Below are 15,645 nucleotides of genomic sequence, written 5' to 3' on the forward strand. Positions count from 1 at the left end.
AAATAAAAATTTAACCTAAACAATGTTTATGAAAAATATAAAAAAATGATAATATTTTCAAAAGAATCTTAAAATATTTAAAATATTATGATTTTTACCTAAAATAGGACATTAAAAATTGAAAAAAAATTCTAAACAGATCCTATGAGCATTTACCAATTTAAAAAAAAAAAATCATGAAAAAAAGAATATTGTTCAATATTATTTTCAAATAAATTGCATGATGTTATTGATAAATATATTTTTTAATAAAAATAAACATAATTGATTATTGTTCAATTATTTTATTAAATATAAATAAAAAAATAAAAAATGTTCAATAAAAATACTTATATACTACTAATAGATATTTTTTATCAGGAACTCCTCTCTGTGTATTAGCAGGCATAGTTTTTGGTTTTGTTGAAAACCTACAGATATAATATAGGAAAGCGCTCAATCAAAAATGTTCAAAATTTCATCCATTTCTTGGTTTTCAACAAACCAAAAATTAAGGGAAAAGTCATATTCATGAAAATCATTGAATGGAGGGAAACAATATGGTAGAAAAAAAAGCCTACATCAGAAAATTGGCCAGTGATTACTGGAGATTATATCGTAGGAGATCCTGAAAGTCCTGTAGCAGTGGCAACATTAGCTTCCCATATCGAAGAAATCCCATCAGCAGCAGGAGCTGCTATTGCAGGTCCTTGCAAAACTGAAAATCTAGGAATTGAAAAAGTAGTGGCTAATATAATTTCAAACCCAAACATCAGGTTCCTGATGTTGTGTGGTGCTGAAGTGCAGGGACATATTACGGGTCAAAGCATACAGGCACTTTATGAAAATGGCTGTGATGAAGAAAAAAAGAGAATTATTGGCGCTACTGGTGCAATCCCCTATGTGGAGAATTTACCAATGGATGCCATAGAAAGATTCCAAAACCAGGTTGAAATAATTGATTTGATAGATAATGAAGACAGTTCAGCAATTTCAACTGGCGTAAAAGAACTAATAGAAAAAGACCCTGGTGCATTGGAAGAAGAACCTATAATTTTCAAGATTGATGAGAAAAAAATTGATTTGAAAATTAAGGAGACAAACAAAATCCCCTCAATACCAAAATATAAAATAAAAATAGAAGCAGAATAATGCTTTTATTTTTATTTTTATTTTTTCTTTTTTAAAAAATGTTTATTTAATAATATTTTATCTTTTTTTACTTTTTTTAAAAAATGTTTATTTAATAATATTTTATCTTTTTTATCTTTTTTTAAAACAGCAACTGTAAAGTTAAACTAAATTTTCTCTAAAAAGAACTTAAACTTATTATGATCCATTATCTCAACCATATCAAATAATCCAAGATCTCTCAATCTTTCAAATGGCTTTCTTAAGATAAACCTATATGAACCAACCCTGTCTGCAGTCGGATTTCTCTTATCACAAACCGCTACAACAATATAAACCTTCTTAATGCTAGACAAGAACTCATTTAAATCCAACTTATCCTCATCAGAAATACTATTCTTATTGCAATAATCCTTATAGACATTAGGCAATGCCAAGTCAAGGGTTTCAAATGGCTTCAGCCTTAGCTTAAATGCAAGTTCATCACCATAACTGTTATAAACCCATTGCAATCTTTCATAATACTTGTCATAACATTCTGAATCCTTATTCATATTATATAAAATATCATGAAGCTCTGACCTTTTGCTATTCCTATCTATTTTAACTCCCTTGTACTCTATGAAATATAGAACTTTTCTCTTTTTATCCAAATACAAGCCGTCACAGGTAGATGGTAGGTTACAAATATCTATAATTTCAGTATCCCTACAAATATCGTCAAAGGAATACATCATGAAATCACTACTTACAAGAGGTTCCTTGCTTTTGCTTACACATTCCTTGTGCTTAATTGAAGGACAATCCTTATCGTGAATCGGACATGGCATTGATATCTCACTTACAGTCTGATAATACTTATCATAAAAAGACAAGAACTTATCAAACTTTTCTATATCATCCATTTCAATCACCATCTAGTTTCTTGAACATCAAGTCCATCTTGATCTTATCAAGGATATCATAAGGTTGTCCAAGGTTTCTATATATTGCTTCAAGATTATTAGAATCAACAGATACAATGTCATACTGATACCCTTCTGCCTTTTGGGTCAAGTAGAAGAAGCTCTCATCAAGCAAGCCATAGTATTGGGAATAGAGTTCAATAGCTTCAATGAAGAAAGGACTATGAGAAGCGATATAAATGCTTAAGTCAAGCTCTTTTACAAGCAAGACAAGAATCTTTGCAAACTTGATCTGCCATTCAGGGTGAAGATTGACCTCTGGCTCATCCATGATCAGGAATGAATTAGGTTCAAGTTCATTGTTGTTTAGGAGTGTTTGGATAATAGCCACTTGCTTTACACCTGAAGAAGTGTTTTTCATATGGGTCTTGAATCCATTTTCTCTCACAAAGAACAATTCACCGTTTTCCTTTTTAATCTCTCCACCTAGAATTTCCTTTATGAGCTTTTCAACTTCCCAATCTTTATTATTTTTATCTTCAGTTATTTCCAAAGCAGCTTCCAAGCTTTTAACATGCTCTAAAAAGTAGGTTCCTCCACTTTTATTGTCAAATAGTGAGAAAGAGTCAAAGTAAAATACTTTAGTTATATCCAAATCTCCTTTCTTGCTAAACTCAAAATTCTTAAAATCAAAAGTGCATGAAAAGTCAATAGAATAAATGCCAGCATTATCATTGTAATCCTGAGGACCAGTTATATCAAATTCGCTATCAAGCAATTCATTTATTGTAGAGTCATTTTCTGAAGAAATAGCTCTTAAAAAGCAGTATAATAAATTGCTTGTGGTGGATTTTCCAGTACAGTTCTTACCACCCATGACATTGATTCTCCCTATCTCCATATCCGCATGATTGATTGAACCTACATTATTGATTTTAAATTTGAAATTAGACATGTTATCCCCTATTATTTTTAATAATAGTATGTTTTTTAAAAATTTAAATTTATTGAAATTTTTTTATAAAATCATTATAATTTTTCAACCTAATTATAATTTAATAACAAAATAAAAATCATATTAAAGTTAAAATAAAAAATTAACGACATATAACTATTTATAACCAAAATAAAGAACATATAAACCTTTAAATAATTAAAAAATCAATATAAGAAAATATAGTTAAGTGGCTTTAACAATGAAATTTAAATTAAAAATAGTTTAAAAAGAGTTGAAGCGAAGATACTTGCTAGGGAGGTGATTATATGGGGGAATTAATTGATATTGCCCTTGCATTATATTATTTTGTTTGCACTATTTTAATAGTGCAGACGATAATTAAAGCAAGAAAGAAGTAGGGAAACCCCTACTTCGCTAATATCAATTATATTTTTCCCACTATATAAGATTAACTAAAATAAATTAATAAAAAAGAAAAAGAACCATAAATAGTTAATTATTTATAAAAATAACACTTCTTTTTCTTTTTTTATTTTGCTCTAATTCAAAACCTTTATATACTACTAATACATAAACTTGTTAAATCAATTTTTATACGGTGATATTTATGTCAAGCAAACTTGACAGATTAATAGCATCCTACAACTCTGTGGAATGTGAATTCAATATAGACAAATCCATAGAAGTCTGTAAGGAAATACTGAAAATCAATCCGAATCTAATCGAATTCCAGGAAAACCTGGCTTGCGATTATTACAATAAGAAGGAATATGAAAAATCAATCGAACTATTTAACAAATGTATAGAGAACGGGGAAGCAAGAGACGATTCATACATGATGATCGGCCTTGCATATGTGAAACTAAGCCATCCAGAAAAAGCTTTGGAAATCATTAAAGAGACCAAAGATAAGGAAAACTACTTATTAAATCATTTTATTTTATTCAAGGAGCTTGAAGAATACGATAAGGCAATCGAATACGGGGACAAGCTGCTTGAATTGAATCCTGAAAACACATTGGCTCTGCATCATATGTCTGACATTTATGAAGAGCTTGATGATGATGAACGCTCCATGTTTTACTTCAATGAAATGACCAATGTGATTCCTGAAATAAAGTCTTTATTGCTTATACGACTATATTCTCTTGGGAAATATGATGAAGTAATAGAGTCCTTTGAAGAGTTAAGGGAAAATGGAGCATTTGAAAAGGATCTTGAATCTGCTCATTTCAATTATATAATTGGAATGTCATACCATGAACTAAACAGGCATTTTGATTCATTGAAATACCTCATCAACTCTGACAGGCTATATTCTACAGCTGAAAAGAAGGCTTCAATAGCTAAAAACTACATTGAAAATCTAAATTTCGACCTTGCTCATAAATATCTGAATGAGGCATTGAAAATCGATGAAATGGATAAAACATCTCTCTTTTTGATTACTGAAACTTCCTATTATTTAGGAAACTATTATGAAGCAATAGAATATGCAAACAAGCTATTGAATAATTATCAATGCGATAAGGCATTCCATGTCCTCGGGGCAATCTATTTCGATTTGGGAGACACTCACAATGCATTTGAATCCCTTAAGGTGGGAACACATGTGATGCTTGAGAATTGGGATTATAATCAAGGGCCATACAGCGAGTACATTATGGAAATTGCAAGCAGATTATCTAAGGCAGGATATGCAGAAAGAGCTGAAAACATCTACAATAAGCTTCAATCAAAACATCCGGACTATTATACAATATACCTGGAACGTGCTAAGCATTACAAAAGAGTTGGAAAAAAAGAACTTGCTGAAAAGGACTTTGAAAAATACAATGAATACATGATGGAAGAAGAAAGAGAATGGAGAGAATTCCTAAAAGAGATAGGGGAAGATGAAGATAAGGAATGAAAATCCTAAATCCCATTCATCTTTACTTTCAAATTGAATAAAAATACTAAATCTCATTCATCTTTACTTTCAAATCAAACTTGGCGAATCTGGTCTCCTTGAGGAACTTGCCCATATCCTTATCCAACTTGCGGGCAAGGTTTTCAACAAGCTCTTCAAATTGATCGAAATCCTCCTTGTCCAATGATTCAAGTCCATGAGCCAAGATTGAATTGTTTCTTTTAATGGTTATATTGTTGATGCTATGCCTATTTTCTGCAAAGTACTTTCCCAAATCATCATCCAATTCTGCCAATAGCTCATAATCCTTAATCAATCCTATTTTTATTTTGCCTTCATCCCTTGTTTTTTCAAGTGAATCAATGAATTCAGGACTTACATTTTTCTCTAAAAGTATATTAACATCAATATCTGAACTTGTTAATCCATAAGCGGCAAGCCTAATTTGTGCAATCAATTCAAATGCCCTATATAATCGAGCGATGGCATCATCATACTTATATTCATCAGCCCTTCTTATTGAATTATTTATCAAACTTGCAAGGATATAGCAGTTCTTGAGATTCTCGTGTTGAGACCTTACTATAGTGCCTAAAGCCTTAAGGTTTATCTTGATATCATCCTTGATTTCCTTAAGCTCTAAGAGATTCAAGTCCACTTTAGTTAGAAAATCATAAGCGACATCAAAGTCCATATTGTCCCATGCATAATATGCATTGGAAAGATTCATAAGATCCTCTGTGTGAATGCTTTCATCAACTATTTTTTCCAATATTTCACTTGCAGTGTAAAATCTGTTTGCATTGAAGTAATTCCTGACTCTCATGAGTGAAAACTTGTCATATACCTTATAGAGGTTTTGATACTTTATTGTTTCTGTACCGAGGGATACTGTTCCATTCTTCCTGTCTCCAGTAACGCTGATAAGGTCCACTGAATAGAACATTCCACAGCAAGCCATTGCAGCAGACATTGTTTTGGTTCCGGAAGTGTAATCTATGATTATTTCATGCTTGTCTTCGGATAAGATGTTGAATTTCCATACCATTCTTTCAAATGTTTCAAAGCAGTCATTGAAACTGTCTATATCATTTAAAATAGCAATTTCATAGTCTTCACCTTCAATGAATACATCATCATCTGCCTCAAAGAGTTCCTTAACATAATCGATTGTATTCATTGATATTTCTGAGGCAAAGAACACTATATAGTCTGGAGAGATCTTGTTAATTGAATTGTATAATACCTTAGCCAATCTTTGATAGCTCTCCTCATCTGAATTTGGATTAATTCCTGTTCCCACTGTCATAAATAGAGTCTTTATTTTCCTTCTCATGATACCACTGCAAAAAGTAAAATAAGTTAAATAATAATTTTTTATTTTAAATTAATAAAAATAGTCTATTTTTAAAATTATTTATAATTATCTAATGGGATATTATATTTCTAAAATTTCGATGAAAATCAATTAAATGATGAAAATACAATTTATTTGTTTCGTTATAATATAACAAGTCAAATATAGTTTACTATATCTAAAAAAATATTCTAATTAGTCTATAGAATTGATTTAAAGCAATGATAGTCAATTTAAAAATCGATAACATTATATACTATGTTTTTGAAATGAATGATTGAGTATTAGGATTTATTGGAAGATCATTGAGTTCTCAAAGAATGAATTTGATAACTGAAGTGATACCATGAACATAGAAAAATATCCTCAATACCCATCATATAAATTTACCTTATTGCTGGAAGAGAATAAGGCAATGTATATAAAACCAGATATTGAATCTCGTGCAGTAGATGGAACAATAATAAATAGGGCATATTATAGTGCTTATTCCTATGCTCTCTTATGGTTAGAAGAAATTTCAGGATTTAAACTTAAACAAAAGTGGGAATATGAAGCAGAAGGGAAAAAATATGTTTCTGAACATAGGCAAGTTAGGGATTGCTTAATAAAGTATGAAAAGATGAAAGCAAGTAAAAATTTATATGAATTACATAGATTACGTAAAAAAGCAGATTATAAATTATTTAATCCCTTAACTGAAAAAGAAATTAATGATTCTATAAAATATATGGAAAATGTTTTAAATGAATTGAAATTTGAAAATAAATGAAGGTGAAAAAATGATATATAAGCTAATAAATGAAGATAACACCCTTGTAAATGAATACCCAGCACCGCAAATCTACAAAACATTATCAGATGAAGAAAAAAATAACATATACACTTTTAAAAAAGAAATAGAAAAAATCACAATCCCTAAAGGATTGGGAAAAGTCTATGTAAATGTTATGTACGACTGCATTCAACTTGAAAAGGAGTATATTTTAAAGTATTCAAATGGACATAGCCGTGAATATTATGAAAAAGAAATAGAAAAAATATGCAATCAAATGGAATCTTTTTCAAAAAAGAACAATCTATTTGATTTCTATCTTGGTTGCCATATTCTATTAATGGGTTAAATGTCAATAAATATCTAAAAATTTAAAAAAAAGAAAAAAGAGTTTATTTAAGCATAGTACTGAAGAGGTTTATCATCCTTTTTCTCTTCACCTAAGCCGAATAATACTTGGAACATTTCAGAAAGGTCTTCAACTGGACCGATTCCCATTTTGAGACAAGCTCCAATGTAGAGTTTTTCAATATCCTCATCTGCAATCTTTTCACCATTTTCAGATTTGAGGTAGCCTAAGAAATATGCAGCTACAATTGGGCCAATTCCGTAGTCTGGAAGCTCTTTTTCTTGTTCCTGCTTTTTTAAAATATTGCTTTTTCCTATCATCATATCACCGGAACAATATTATAATATTCGTTACTTATAAAGGTTTTCTATATTAAACCATTTATGTAAAAAAAGCATAAAAAGATAATAATTTTAAAAAATTATAAAATAAACTATTTTTAAAAAAAAAAAAAAAAATAAAAAAGATAAAAAATTAAGTCTCATACTCAACATAAGATCTTAATCCAACCAATGAGGCACATACTGCTATTACACATAAAATAGCTGAAATTATACATGAAATCCTTGAACTTTCCATAAGCAATGGATAATATTCCGGAACAATAGGCACATTTCCCATAATGTAAGCAAAGATAACTGTAAGCAAACCGATACTTAATGTTTGACCTATAACCCTCATAGCTGCAAGGGATGCAGAAGCAGTACCTGTCTCTTCTTTTGGAACAGAACTCATAATCGCATTGGTGTTTGGAGTTGAAAACATTCCATAACCGATTCCCTGTAGGAACATTGCAACTATAATTACATACAATGGAGTTGACTCATTCAGGAAGCATAAAATCAAGATAGCTACAGTAACAAATCCCATACCAATAGCGGCAAGCTTTTGAGGATCTATCTTGTCGGATATTCGTCCTGATATCGGTGCCAATATTGCCATCATAACCGGTGTTACTATTAGAAGTAGGCCAGACATTTGTGAATCTAGGCCCATAATGTATTGAAAATGATAGGTTACTATGTATGTGATTACAAAAGTTGCCAAATAACTTATCAAGGATGCTAAATTTGAAGAGGAGAACCTTGCATTCTTAAACAATCTCACTTCGAATACAGGATTATCAACCCTCAATTCAATATACGCAAAGCAAATCAGCAAGGCCAAACCAACCAACAACAATATCTTACCTAAGCCAGTGTTTATCACAGTGAATCCATAAACAAATAGCAGGATTCCAATCATATAGACAATTGATCCCAACTTATCTATAATGCCATCATACATTGTCCATTCACCTTCCAATGCATAACAGAGAATAGCTGAAAATATGAGGAATGGAAGCATGCAATAGAAGATACTTTGCCATCCAAGGTAATAAATCACTATTCCACCTATAACTGGAGCTGAAGATAATCCTATGTAAACTCCTGCAATATTCAATCCCAATGCCTGTCCACGGGTTTCTGGAGGTACAGCAGAAACGATTAGTGCCATTGAAGCTACATTGATGAATGCAGTTCCTATTCCCTGAACGACCCTTGAAAATAAGAGCATTTCACTTGAAAAGGAGAAGCAGGAAATGATCACTCCAATCATAGTGACTATAATACCTGTAAAAAGAGATCTTTTAAGCCCATATTTGCTTGTATATTTTCCTAAAGGTATTGATAATGCAGCAATTGCAAGCAAAAAGATTGTAGCCACCCAATTTTGAACTATATTGCTCATTGAAAGCTCACGTGCAATAAGCGGAAGGGCAACTGAAATGTTTGCTAGAAAAGCAGTGACAAATGAAACGACTGCAGCAAGCAGTATAACTGATTTTTCCAAACCTAATCTATTTACAATACCCACATTAACACCTTTTGTTTGATATTAATAATTATAATTTAGATTTAATATAAATTTTTTTATAATTTTTAAAAGGGCACTGATAGGAGAATAGCTGAAAAGAGATGCTTAAAAAAAGAGTCTAGATAAAGATTATAACAATTTGCAGAAGAGATTGATATTATAATGTTTTGTGATTTAGAAATATATTAAATAATATTTGGATTGTAGTGATTTTTAAGATTTAAATAAACTTTTTATCTGCAAATCATCATAACCTTATCTAAAATGCATTAAGGAGAGAAAATAAGTAAATATTACTTATTATCTTGAGTTGCACAATATCATTTTTCAATAAACTTTCAGAATCTAACTTTAAGGTAACACAGCGATAATATTGATAAGAATAATAAAAATTTACTAAAAAGTAATATCATGCTTATTTAATATATAGTAGTAATAATCATATAAAGTTTTTCTTATTACAAATGGCTAAAAATAGCTTAAATCAGTAATACTCTTTATATAGAGTATTATTCTTTAAATAGATAACAATGAAAAAGTAATAATAAAAAAGTAATACTCTAATTAAAGATAAAAATATAAAAATTGTATAAAAAAGAATAAAAAAGAAAAATAGAGAAAAAATAATGATTATTATCTCATGCGCAGTAGAAAAGTTTTGGTCCAGGTTTTGCGCCCCGAAGGGGCGGAAAAGCTGGGTGGAAAAGATGGGTTAGAAAGCACCACCACCTCCACCACCGGAACCGCCTCCAATTCCTCCTATGGAGTCATTGTTAGCAGCTGAAATGGTAGATGATGCAGTTGCAAATGAACTGTCAATATGATTATAACCACCAAGATAATAGAACATGAACAAGTCATTTGTAGTGTAATTAGGATTGTCCAATCCACCATATACATGCAGTTTCATCGCTTTATAGACTTGATCAGCCACACCAAGGGCAGTTGCATAAACCAAATACTTGTTCCATATTGCAATTGATTCTGGAGGATGCTCTTTAATTAAAGAGTAATCCTTAAGGAACTTCTTGAATTTATCCCATCTTTCAGTGTAAAGCTTTCCCTTAAGTGTGTATTTGCCTCCGATTCCAGATGGCATGATAAGGCAAGCAACACCTACGATTGCAAAGAGAACAGCAACTATAGTTGTTATGAAGCTTCCTCTAAAGTTCAAGAAAATTGATAATGCACCAACAACAATCGCCAATATGAGTGCACCTATACCAAAGTACATCATATAATCGGAACCTGTTTGGTCAAAGTATTCGCTTAATAGCTCATCAGGCAAATAGTCATTCTTGAAGTTTTGACACCAAGCGTTGTACCTGTCCTGATAAGCCCTTGCTTGGTACTCTTCCCTAAGGCAATCCTGCATATATGAGAAACTGATTCTTCCATTCAATTCATAAGTTCTTAAAAGGTCAATCAATTCCCTTTCATACCTTTCAAGGCCATCCATGGACTTTACAGTAAGGAAAGTGGTTTTAGTGAATTCAGTATCCTCTTCAGAGTCCACTCCTAGTTTTCCCCTATTGATCAAATCCATGATTGTAGCTTGGAAAGCCTTTTGATCCAATTCACCGACATTCTTTCCAAAACCACTCATTAGAGCATTTACAAATGCTGGAGGATCATTGGTTGGAGGTTCATGCTCATATATTCCTTGATAATCAGTCTTTGGTTCCCTTCCAAACTTGTAATAGATTGCAAGTGGAATTGCACATAATGCAACCATGAGATAATTGACTATGGAGCCTACAGTGCTTAAGAGATTTTGTGTATCCGCCTCACTTTTTTGCATGCTCCTTATTTCATCAGCGGCATTCTTATTGATGTGCTGTGCATAAGGAGTGCTGGATGACAATTCATCTAATGGGATTAAAGCCCTTGCTTCAACATAACTTCCTTCAGATACGCCATCACTGGAAATCAGTAGATCTCCATCAGACCATTTGGCCTTTGCATCGCTGTATGCAGGGTTTATCCAATATTCAAGCTTTTCATCATCTGGGAAACGAATTACAGCATCCAATGAACCTAAATCCTCTTCCCATTCATCTCCCCAAACCTTGTATTGGAGTTCAGCCACATCATTGTAGACCTTTACAACATGGGTGAAGTCATATTGGAGATAAACCTTAACATCAGTTCCCGCTTGAATCTTTTGGGTTTTGGCTGCATCACGGTAAAGATAGATCTTTATCCTTTCCATTCCGTCTTGATTGATTATCTTATAATCATAATAAGCTCCAACAACATAAACGTGAAGATTCTCAACAGACTGATTTCTCTTTAGTGGAATATCCCTGTAAACACCATTTGCAGATGAATCGAAGTGATAGTCAATCTCTTCGTAGACATTGATGAGCCCATCTTCGTATACCTGTATGTCCACATTTGCATAAGGAATTGAATAATCCACAGCAGATGCAGTAGGCAGTACAGATAGACAGAATATAAGGATTAAAAGAATGGCAAATGCCTTGCTTTTAAAATTCATAGATTTCTCCTATTAATATACGAGGAGGAAATCCCCATATACTAATTATTACTGTTTAGAAGATTAAATTAAATTTAAAAATTCTAATTTCTAAAATAATCATTAAATTTAATTTAAATCCTAATGTCTAAAACATTATCAATTTAGAATTCAACTTTAGGTACAGATCTTGCTTCTCCAGCAGCTTCAAAGAAGTCAGCTTCCTTGAATCCGAACATGCCTGCAAAGATATTGCTTGGGAATGTTTGGCATTTGTTATTGTACATCAATACAGTGTCGTTGTAGAACTGTCTGGAATAAGCTATCTTGTCTTCAGTTTGCGCTAATTGTTCTTGCAATTCCTTGAAGTTTTCATTAGCTTTCAATTCAGGATAGTTTTCAGCAACAGCAAATAAGGTCTTTAAGGTGCTGGACAATTGATTGTTAGCTTCACCTATTTCCTTAACTCCATTTGCATTCATCAATCCAGCTCTTGCTGCAGTTACATCTTCAAATACAGAGCTTTCATGAGCTGCATATCCTTTAACGGTTTCAACTAAATTAGGAATCAAATCTGATCTTCTATTCAATTGAACATCAATTTGAGCCCATGCGTTCTTTACTTTGTTTCTTGCAGTTACAAGGCCATTGTAAATAGCTACAATAGCTACAAGAATAATGATTATTATAACGATTAAAATTATTAATAAGATATTCATAGTTTCACCTACGATAATTTTTTTATAATTATTACAATATTGATTTAGAAATCATTTCAATAAATCAAGATTATAATCACTATGAAAATATTTATTTTCCTTAATATATTTATTCTTTTATATTTAAATTTTTTAATGAATTAATATTTTTATAAAAAGTAAACTATATTTGATTTAAAATTGATATAAAAAAAGGATAATTAATTAAACTATTTTTAAGTGCAAAGAAAGCTATTGGCAATGCAAGCAATGTAATGAATGAGGAAATGAAGTAAACTGGAGCATATCCGCTTGCAGCACTTACAAATGATCCTAGCAATGCAGGGCCGAATCCCATAGTTCCATCACAGAAAATAAAGAATGTTGATATTGCATAAGGACGCGATTTGCTGAAGTGTCCCTTGTAACAATAGCTGTGCAAGCTGAATTCAGTGTACCGAAACCAAGGGCTGCACAAACTGCACAAATGAAAACGGTTATTGCAGAAGGCATCCAAGCAATTAAAAAGAGCCCAATTGCTTGTGCAATGATTCCTGTGAAACAGACTATTCTATCTCCGTAATTATCCTGAATTCTACCTGCAATAGGCCTTGAAGCCACAAGAACAATTGAATAGATTATAAAGAATAGTGAGAATGCACTTACCAAATCCACTTCAACTGCATATAATCTGTAAAATGACAATATTGAAACATATCCAAGGCTTGTAAGACCTGTAAATAATGAAACAGGAATCGCTGGAATTTCAAATATCTTATCTATAAAGCTTCTGAATGTTCCTTTTTCTTCTAATGAAAGTTCTTCCCTGTCTTCTTCAATAGTATTTTCAATCTCACTATTATGCATTATTTCATATTTGCTTATATCTAAAAGGAGTATGCATAGCAATCCAAGGAAAGCAAAGCTTGTTGCAAGGCTAAATGAACCAAAAGAGCCCCAATTGTCATAGAAAAATCCTGAAACATATGGGCCTAATCCTACAGCAATTGTAGTTCCAAGCATAAAGTATCCGAATGCCTCTCCAAAGCGTTTCTTAGGCAATATTGCAGAAGCGATTGTTACAATTGCATTTGCTGAAGCTCCAAATCCAAGGCCATGAATGAATCTTACAATCAGAAGAAGTGTTACATTATTTGCAAAAAAGTAGAAAATGCATGCTAAAAAGTGAATGCTTAAGAAAACAATGGCTAATTTCTTCCAATCTCTTTTCTCAAGCGCATTAGCAGAATATATTCTTGAACAAAGCCCTCCAAAGATGTATATTCCAGATACAAGACCCGCTATAGTTGCACTTGTACCCATGGATCTGGCATACTCAGTAACTGTAGACATCAATGCATACATTACAAGAGCTGAAAATAGCAATGCACCGAAGATTAAAAAGAAGTCTGTTGTAAATATCTTATCTTCATTTTGATTGGAAGTTCTTATAGCATTCATTAATTAAATATTGTATTTTTTATATAAAAAATTGATTAAAACAGATAAAAATTAATAAAAAATAGAATAAAATAATTGAAAATAACAGATCAGATATTAAAAATTAGATAAGATAATTAAAATAAATTGAAAAAAAGAAAATAAAAGATGAAAATTAGCTTTCATCTTCTCTTGGGCTTAATCTAGTTAAAACGATACTGGATACTAAAACAGACACCATAATGATTAAATCAACAATCAATTCGAATGTTGCTGCATTCATAAAGAGTGCATACATACCGTAAATCCACATTGCAAAGAGCACAATTGGCAATAGGTACTTGATTACGAATTTCCATAATTTGCCTACTTTCAAGTGTCCATTCTCATTCAATATAGGAACCAAATCATCAAGCTTATAGAACCAAGCAAAGATTACACATTGGACTCCAATCAATAATAAGATACCGAACTCATTTACAAATGAATCAATGATTCCTACCAAATAACTGCTGATACCAGTAGTCAAAAGAACTGAAAAAGCACATCCGATAATTGATAAGATACCTGCAGTTCTTTTTCTGCCTAAATTAAACTTAGCACTTGTAGAAGATAACATCGGTTCAAAGAATCCTAATGCAGAAGTTATTCCTGCAAATAAAATAGATAAGAACAGTGCTGGTGCTAAAACTCTACCGATTGGACCCATAATGTTAAAGATCATTGGGAAAACAACGAATACAAGTCCAGTACCTTCAGTAACCAATTTGGTCATTGCCATACCAGAATGAAGTGACATGTAACCAAGAATTGAAAATACACCAAATGCAGTGAATATTTCAAACAATGAGTTTGAAGCAACTACAATAAGCACATTGTCGGTTAATTTGGAAGCCTTCGGCAAGTAGCTCGCATATGTCAAAGCGATTGCCTGACCCATACTTAAAGAGAAAATAATTTGAGCAAATGCCGCTAGCCAAATATTAATATCCAAAAGCATAGACCATCTTGGCCTTAAGAGAGCATCTACACCTATCATTTGTCCAGGCAATGTCAATGCATAAATGACAATGATTCCCATTATGATAAATAATGCTGGAATCAATATTTTTGAAACCTTACCGATACCATCATCAACATCCTTATGGGAAATGTACCATAAAACGATCCACATCAAGATTACACAAATGGTTGTAGGGAGAAGCAAGAATCCTGCACTAGCCAAATCAGAGCTTCCACCAACAGTGGATGTGAAGTAAGCAGCTGTATCAGTACCCCAACTGAATGTGAAACTGCTTAGAAGATATACCATATCCCAACTCAGAATAACCATATAATAAATTGTAACTATAAACACAAAAAGAACAAGCGCCCAAGCTATATACTCAAACCGCTCATTGATATCCTTTAAAATCTTCGAAAAGGATTCCTTAAAACTGAATCCCACACCATATTCAAGTATTAAAAAAGGGATTCCCATAATTGCTATAGCAATGAAATAAGGAATAAAGAATGATCCTCCACCGTTGGAATACAATACATAACTGAATCTCCAAATGTTTCCTAGACCAACAGCCGCTCCAATCATAGCAAATATAAATGATAGGGAACTATCCCACTCTAATTTTTCACTCATGATATTAAATCCTAAAATCAATTATTAATATTTTTATTAATATAAATATAAAAACTTAACTTTATTATTTATTGAATTAAGATAAAATGAGAAAAATAGATAAAAATTTTTAAAATTAAAAAATAAATGAATAAAAAAAGTTAAAAATAAAAAGGAATTTACTCCCACT

Annotated in this window: 13 protein-coding genes and 1 pseudogene; 4 read left to right on the top strand and 10 right to left on the bottom strand. The window is 31.7% G+C overall.

All coding sequences use genetic code 11. The annotated features are described in order from the left end of the window. Positions 1 to 546: 546 nt before the first annotated feature. Positions 547 to 1,131, top strand: a pseudogene (gene mtrA / locus VW161_RS03320) (tetrahydromethanopterin S-methyltransferase subunit A); the annotation flags it as partial. 146 nt (positions 1,132 to 1,277) lie between these two features. Here mtrA and VW161_RS03325 read toward each other — a convergent pair. Both VW161_RS03325 and VW161_RS03330 read right to left on the bottom strand, forming a co-directional pair. Further along, positions 1,278 to 2,015 (bottom strand): hypothetical protein, encoded by a 738-nt coding sequence (locus VW161_RS03325; RefSeq protein ID WP_304102515.1) that lies wholly within the window; start codon positions 2,013 to 2,015, stop codon positions 1,278 to 1,280. Position 2,016: 1 nt separating this feature from the next. Next, on the bottom strand, positions 2,017 to 2,970 hold the full coding sequence (locus VW161_RS03330) for an AAA family ATPase (protein WP_304105442.1): 954 nt from the start codon (positions 2,968 to 2,970) through the stop codon (positions 2,017 to 2,019). 610 nt (positions 2,971 to 3,580) lie between these two features. On the opposite strand from VW161_RS03330, the gene VW161_RS03335 reads away from it, so the two are divergent. Beyond that, positions 3,581 to 4,885, top strand: coding sequence for a tetratricopeptide repeat protein (locus VW161_RS03335; protein WP_325192701.1), 1,305 nt, complete (start codon positions 3,581 to 3,583; stop codon positions 4,883 to 4,885). A 46-nt stretch (positions 4,886 to 4,931) separates the two neighbouring features. Here VW161_RS03335 and VW161_RS03340 read toward each other — a convergent pair whose 3' ends face one another. Further along, positions 4,932 to 6,221: a TIGR02710 family CRISPR-associated CARF protein gene (locus VW161_RS03340; RefSeq protein ID WP_325192702.1), complete on the bottom strand. Its 1,290-nt coding sequence runs from the start codon at positions 6,219 to 6,221 to the stop codon at positions 4,932 to 4,934. A gap of 367 nt (positions 6,222 to 6,588) precedes the next feature. On the opposite strand from VW161_RS03340, the gene VW161_RS03345 reads away from it, so the two are divergent. Together VW161_RS03345 and VW161_RS03350 are read left to right on the top strand one after the other, a co-directional pair. Next, positions 6,589 to 7,014 carry a hypothetical protein gene (locus VW161_RS03345; protein WP_325192703.1) on the top strand — a complete coding sequence of 142 codons (426 nt, stop codon included), beginning with the start codon at positions 6,589 to 6,591 and terminating at the stop codon, positions 7,012 to 7,014. A 10-nt stretch (positions 7,015 to 7,024) separates the two neighbouring features. Then, positions 7,025 to 7,366 (top strand): hypothetical protein, encoded by a 342-nt coding sequence (locus VW161_RS03350; RefSeq protein ID WP_304093692.1) that lies wholly within the window; start codon positions 7,025 to 7,027, stop codon positions 7,364 to 7,366. A gap of 47 nt (positions 7,367 to 7,413) precedes the next feature. Here VW161_RS03350 and VW161_RS03355 read toward each other — a convergent pair whose 3' ends face one another. From VW161_RS03355 to VW161_RS03385, 7 genes are all read right to left on the bottom strand, one after another. Then, positions 7,414 to 7,686, bottom strand: a complete 273-nt coding sequence (locus tag VW161_RS03355) for a hypothetical protein (protein ID WP_304088032.1) — start codon at positions 7,684 to 7,686, stop codon at positions 7,414 to 7,416. Positions 7,687 to 7,840: 154 nt separating this feature from the next. Then, entirely contained in the window at positions 7,841 to 9,223 is a 1,383-nt protein-coding gene (locus tag VW161_RS03360) for an MFS transporter (RefSeq protein WP_325192704.1), read from the bottom strand. 712 nt (positions 9,224 to 9,935) lie between these two features. Further along, positions 9,936 to 11,723, bottom strand: coding sequence for a DUF2207 domain-containing protein (locus VW161_RS03365; RefSeq protein WP_304093688.1), 1,788 nt, complete (start codon positions 11,721 to 11,723; stop codon positions 9,936 to 9,938). Positions 11,724 to 11,866: 143 nt separating this feature from the next. Beyond that, positions 11,867 to 12,421: a LemA family protein gene (locus VW161_RS03370; RefSeq protein ID WP_304088024.1), complete on the bottom strand. Its 555-nt coding sequence runs from the start codon at positions 12,419 to 12,421 to the stop codon at positions 11,867 to 11,869. 163 nt (positions 12,422 to 12,584) lie between these two features. Continuing rightward, positions 12,585 to 12,758, bottom strand: a complete 174-nt coding sequence (locus tag VW161_RS03375) for a hypothetical protein (protein WP_304088021.1) — start codon at positions 12,756 to 12,758, stop codon at positions 12,585 to 12,587. Then, positions 12,734 to 13,861, bottom strand: a complete 1,128-nt coding sequence (locus VW161_RS03380) for an MFS transporter (protein WP_304093685.1) — start codon at positions 13,859 to 13,861, stop codon at positions 12,734 to 12,736. The genes VW161_RS03375 and VW161_RS03380 overlap by 25 nt, the downstream gene beginning before the upstream one ends. 154 nt (positions 13,862 to 14,015) lie before the next feature. Further along, on the bottom strand, positions 14,016 to 15,476 hold the full coding sequence (locus VW161_RS03385; protein ID WP_304088015.1) for a sodium-dependent transporter: 1,461 nt from the start codon (positions 15,474 to 15,476) through the stop codon (positions 14,016 to 14,018). Positions 15,477 to 15,645 lie beyond the last annotated feature (169 nt).

The organism is Methanobrevibacter ruminantium (assembly GCF_016294135.1).
Taxonomy (GTDB): domain Archaea; phylum Methanobacteriota; class Methanobacteria; order Methanobacteriales; family Methanobacteriaceae; genus Methanobrevibacter; species Methanobrevibacter ruminantium_A.

Bases quoted from the DNA above. Each gene is read 5' to 3' on its own strand.
- VW161_RS03380 (WP_304093685.1), bottom strand. From the start codon at position 13,861: ATGAATGCTATAAGAACTTCCAATCAAAATGAAGATAAGATATTTACA.
- VW161_RS03340 (WP_325192702.1), bottom strand. From the start codon at position 6,221: ATGAGAAGGAAAATAAAGACTCTATTTATGACAGTGGGAACAGGAATT.
- VW161_RS03330 (WP_304105442.1), bottom strand. From the start codon at position 2,970: ATGTCTAATTTCAAATTTAAAATCAATAATGTAGGTTCAATCAATCAT.
- VW161_RS03325 (WP_304102515.1), bottom strand. From the start codon at position 2,015: ATGGATGATATAGAAAAGTTTGATAAGTTCTTGTCTTTTTATGATAAG.
- VW161_RS03375 (WP_304088021.1), bottom strand. From the start codon at position 12,758: ATGGGATTCGGCCCTGCATTGCTAGGATCATTTGTAAGTGCTGCAAGC.
- VW161_RS03350 (WP_304093692.1), top strand. From the start codon at position 7,025: ATGATATATAAGCTAATAAATGAAGATAACACCCTTGTAAATGAATAC.
- VW161_RS03345 (WP_325192703.1), top strand. From the start codon at position 6,589: ATGAACATAGAAAAATATCCTCAATACCCATCATATAAATTTACCTTA.
- VW161_RS03335 (WP_325192701.1), top strand. From the start codon at position 3,581: ATGTCAAGCAAACTTGACAGATTAATAGCATCCTACAACTCTGTGGAA.
- VW161_RS03355 (WP_304088032.1), bottom strand. From the start codon at position 7,686: ATGATAGGAAAAAGCAATATTTTAAAAAAGCAGGAACAAGAAAAAGAG.
- VW161_RS03365 (WP_304093688.1), bottom strand. From the start codon at position 11,723: ATGAATTTTAAAAGCAAGGCATTTGCCATTCTTTTAATCCTTATATTC.
- VW161_RS03385 (WP_304088015.1), bottom strand. From the start codon at position 15,476: ATGAGTGAAAAATTAGAGTGGGATAGTTCCCTATCATTTATATTTGCT.
- VW161_RS03370 (WP_304088024.1), bottom strand. From the start codon at position 12,421: ATGAATATCTTATTAATAATTTTAATCGTTATAATAATCATTATTCTT.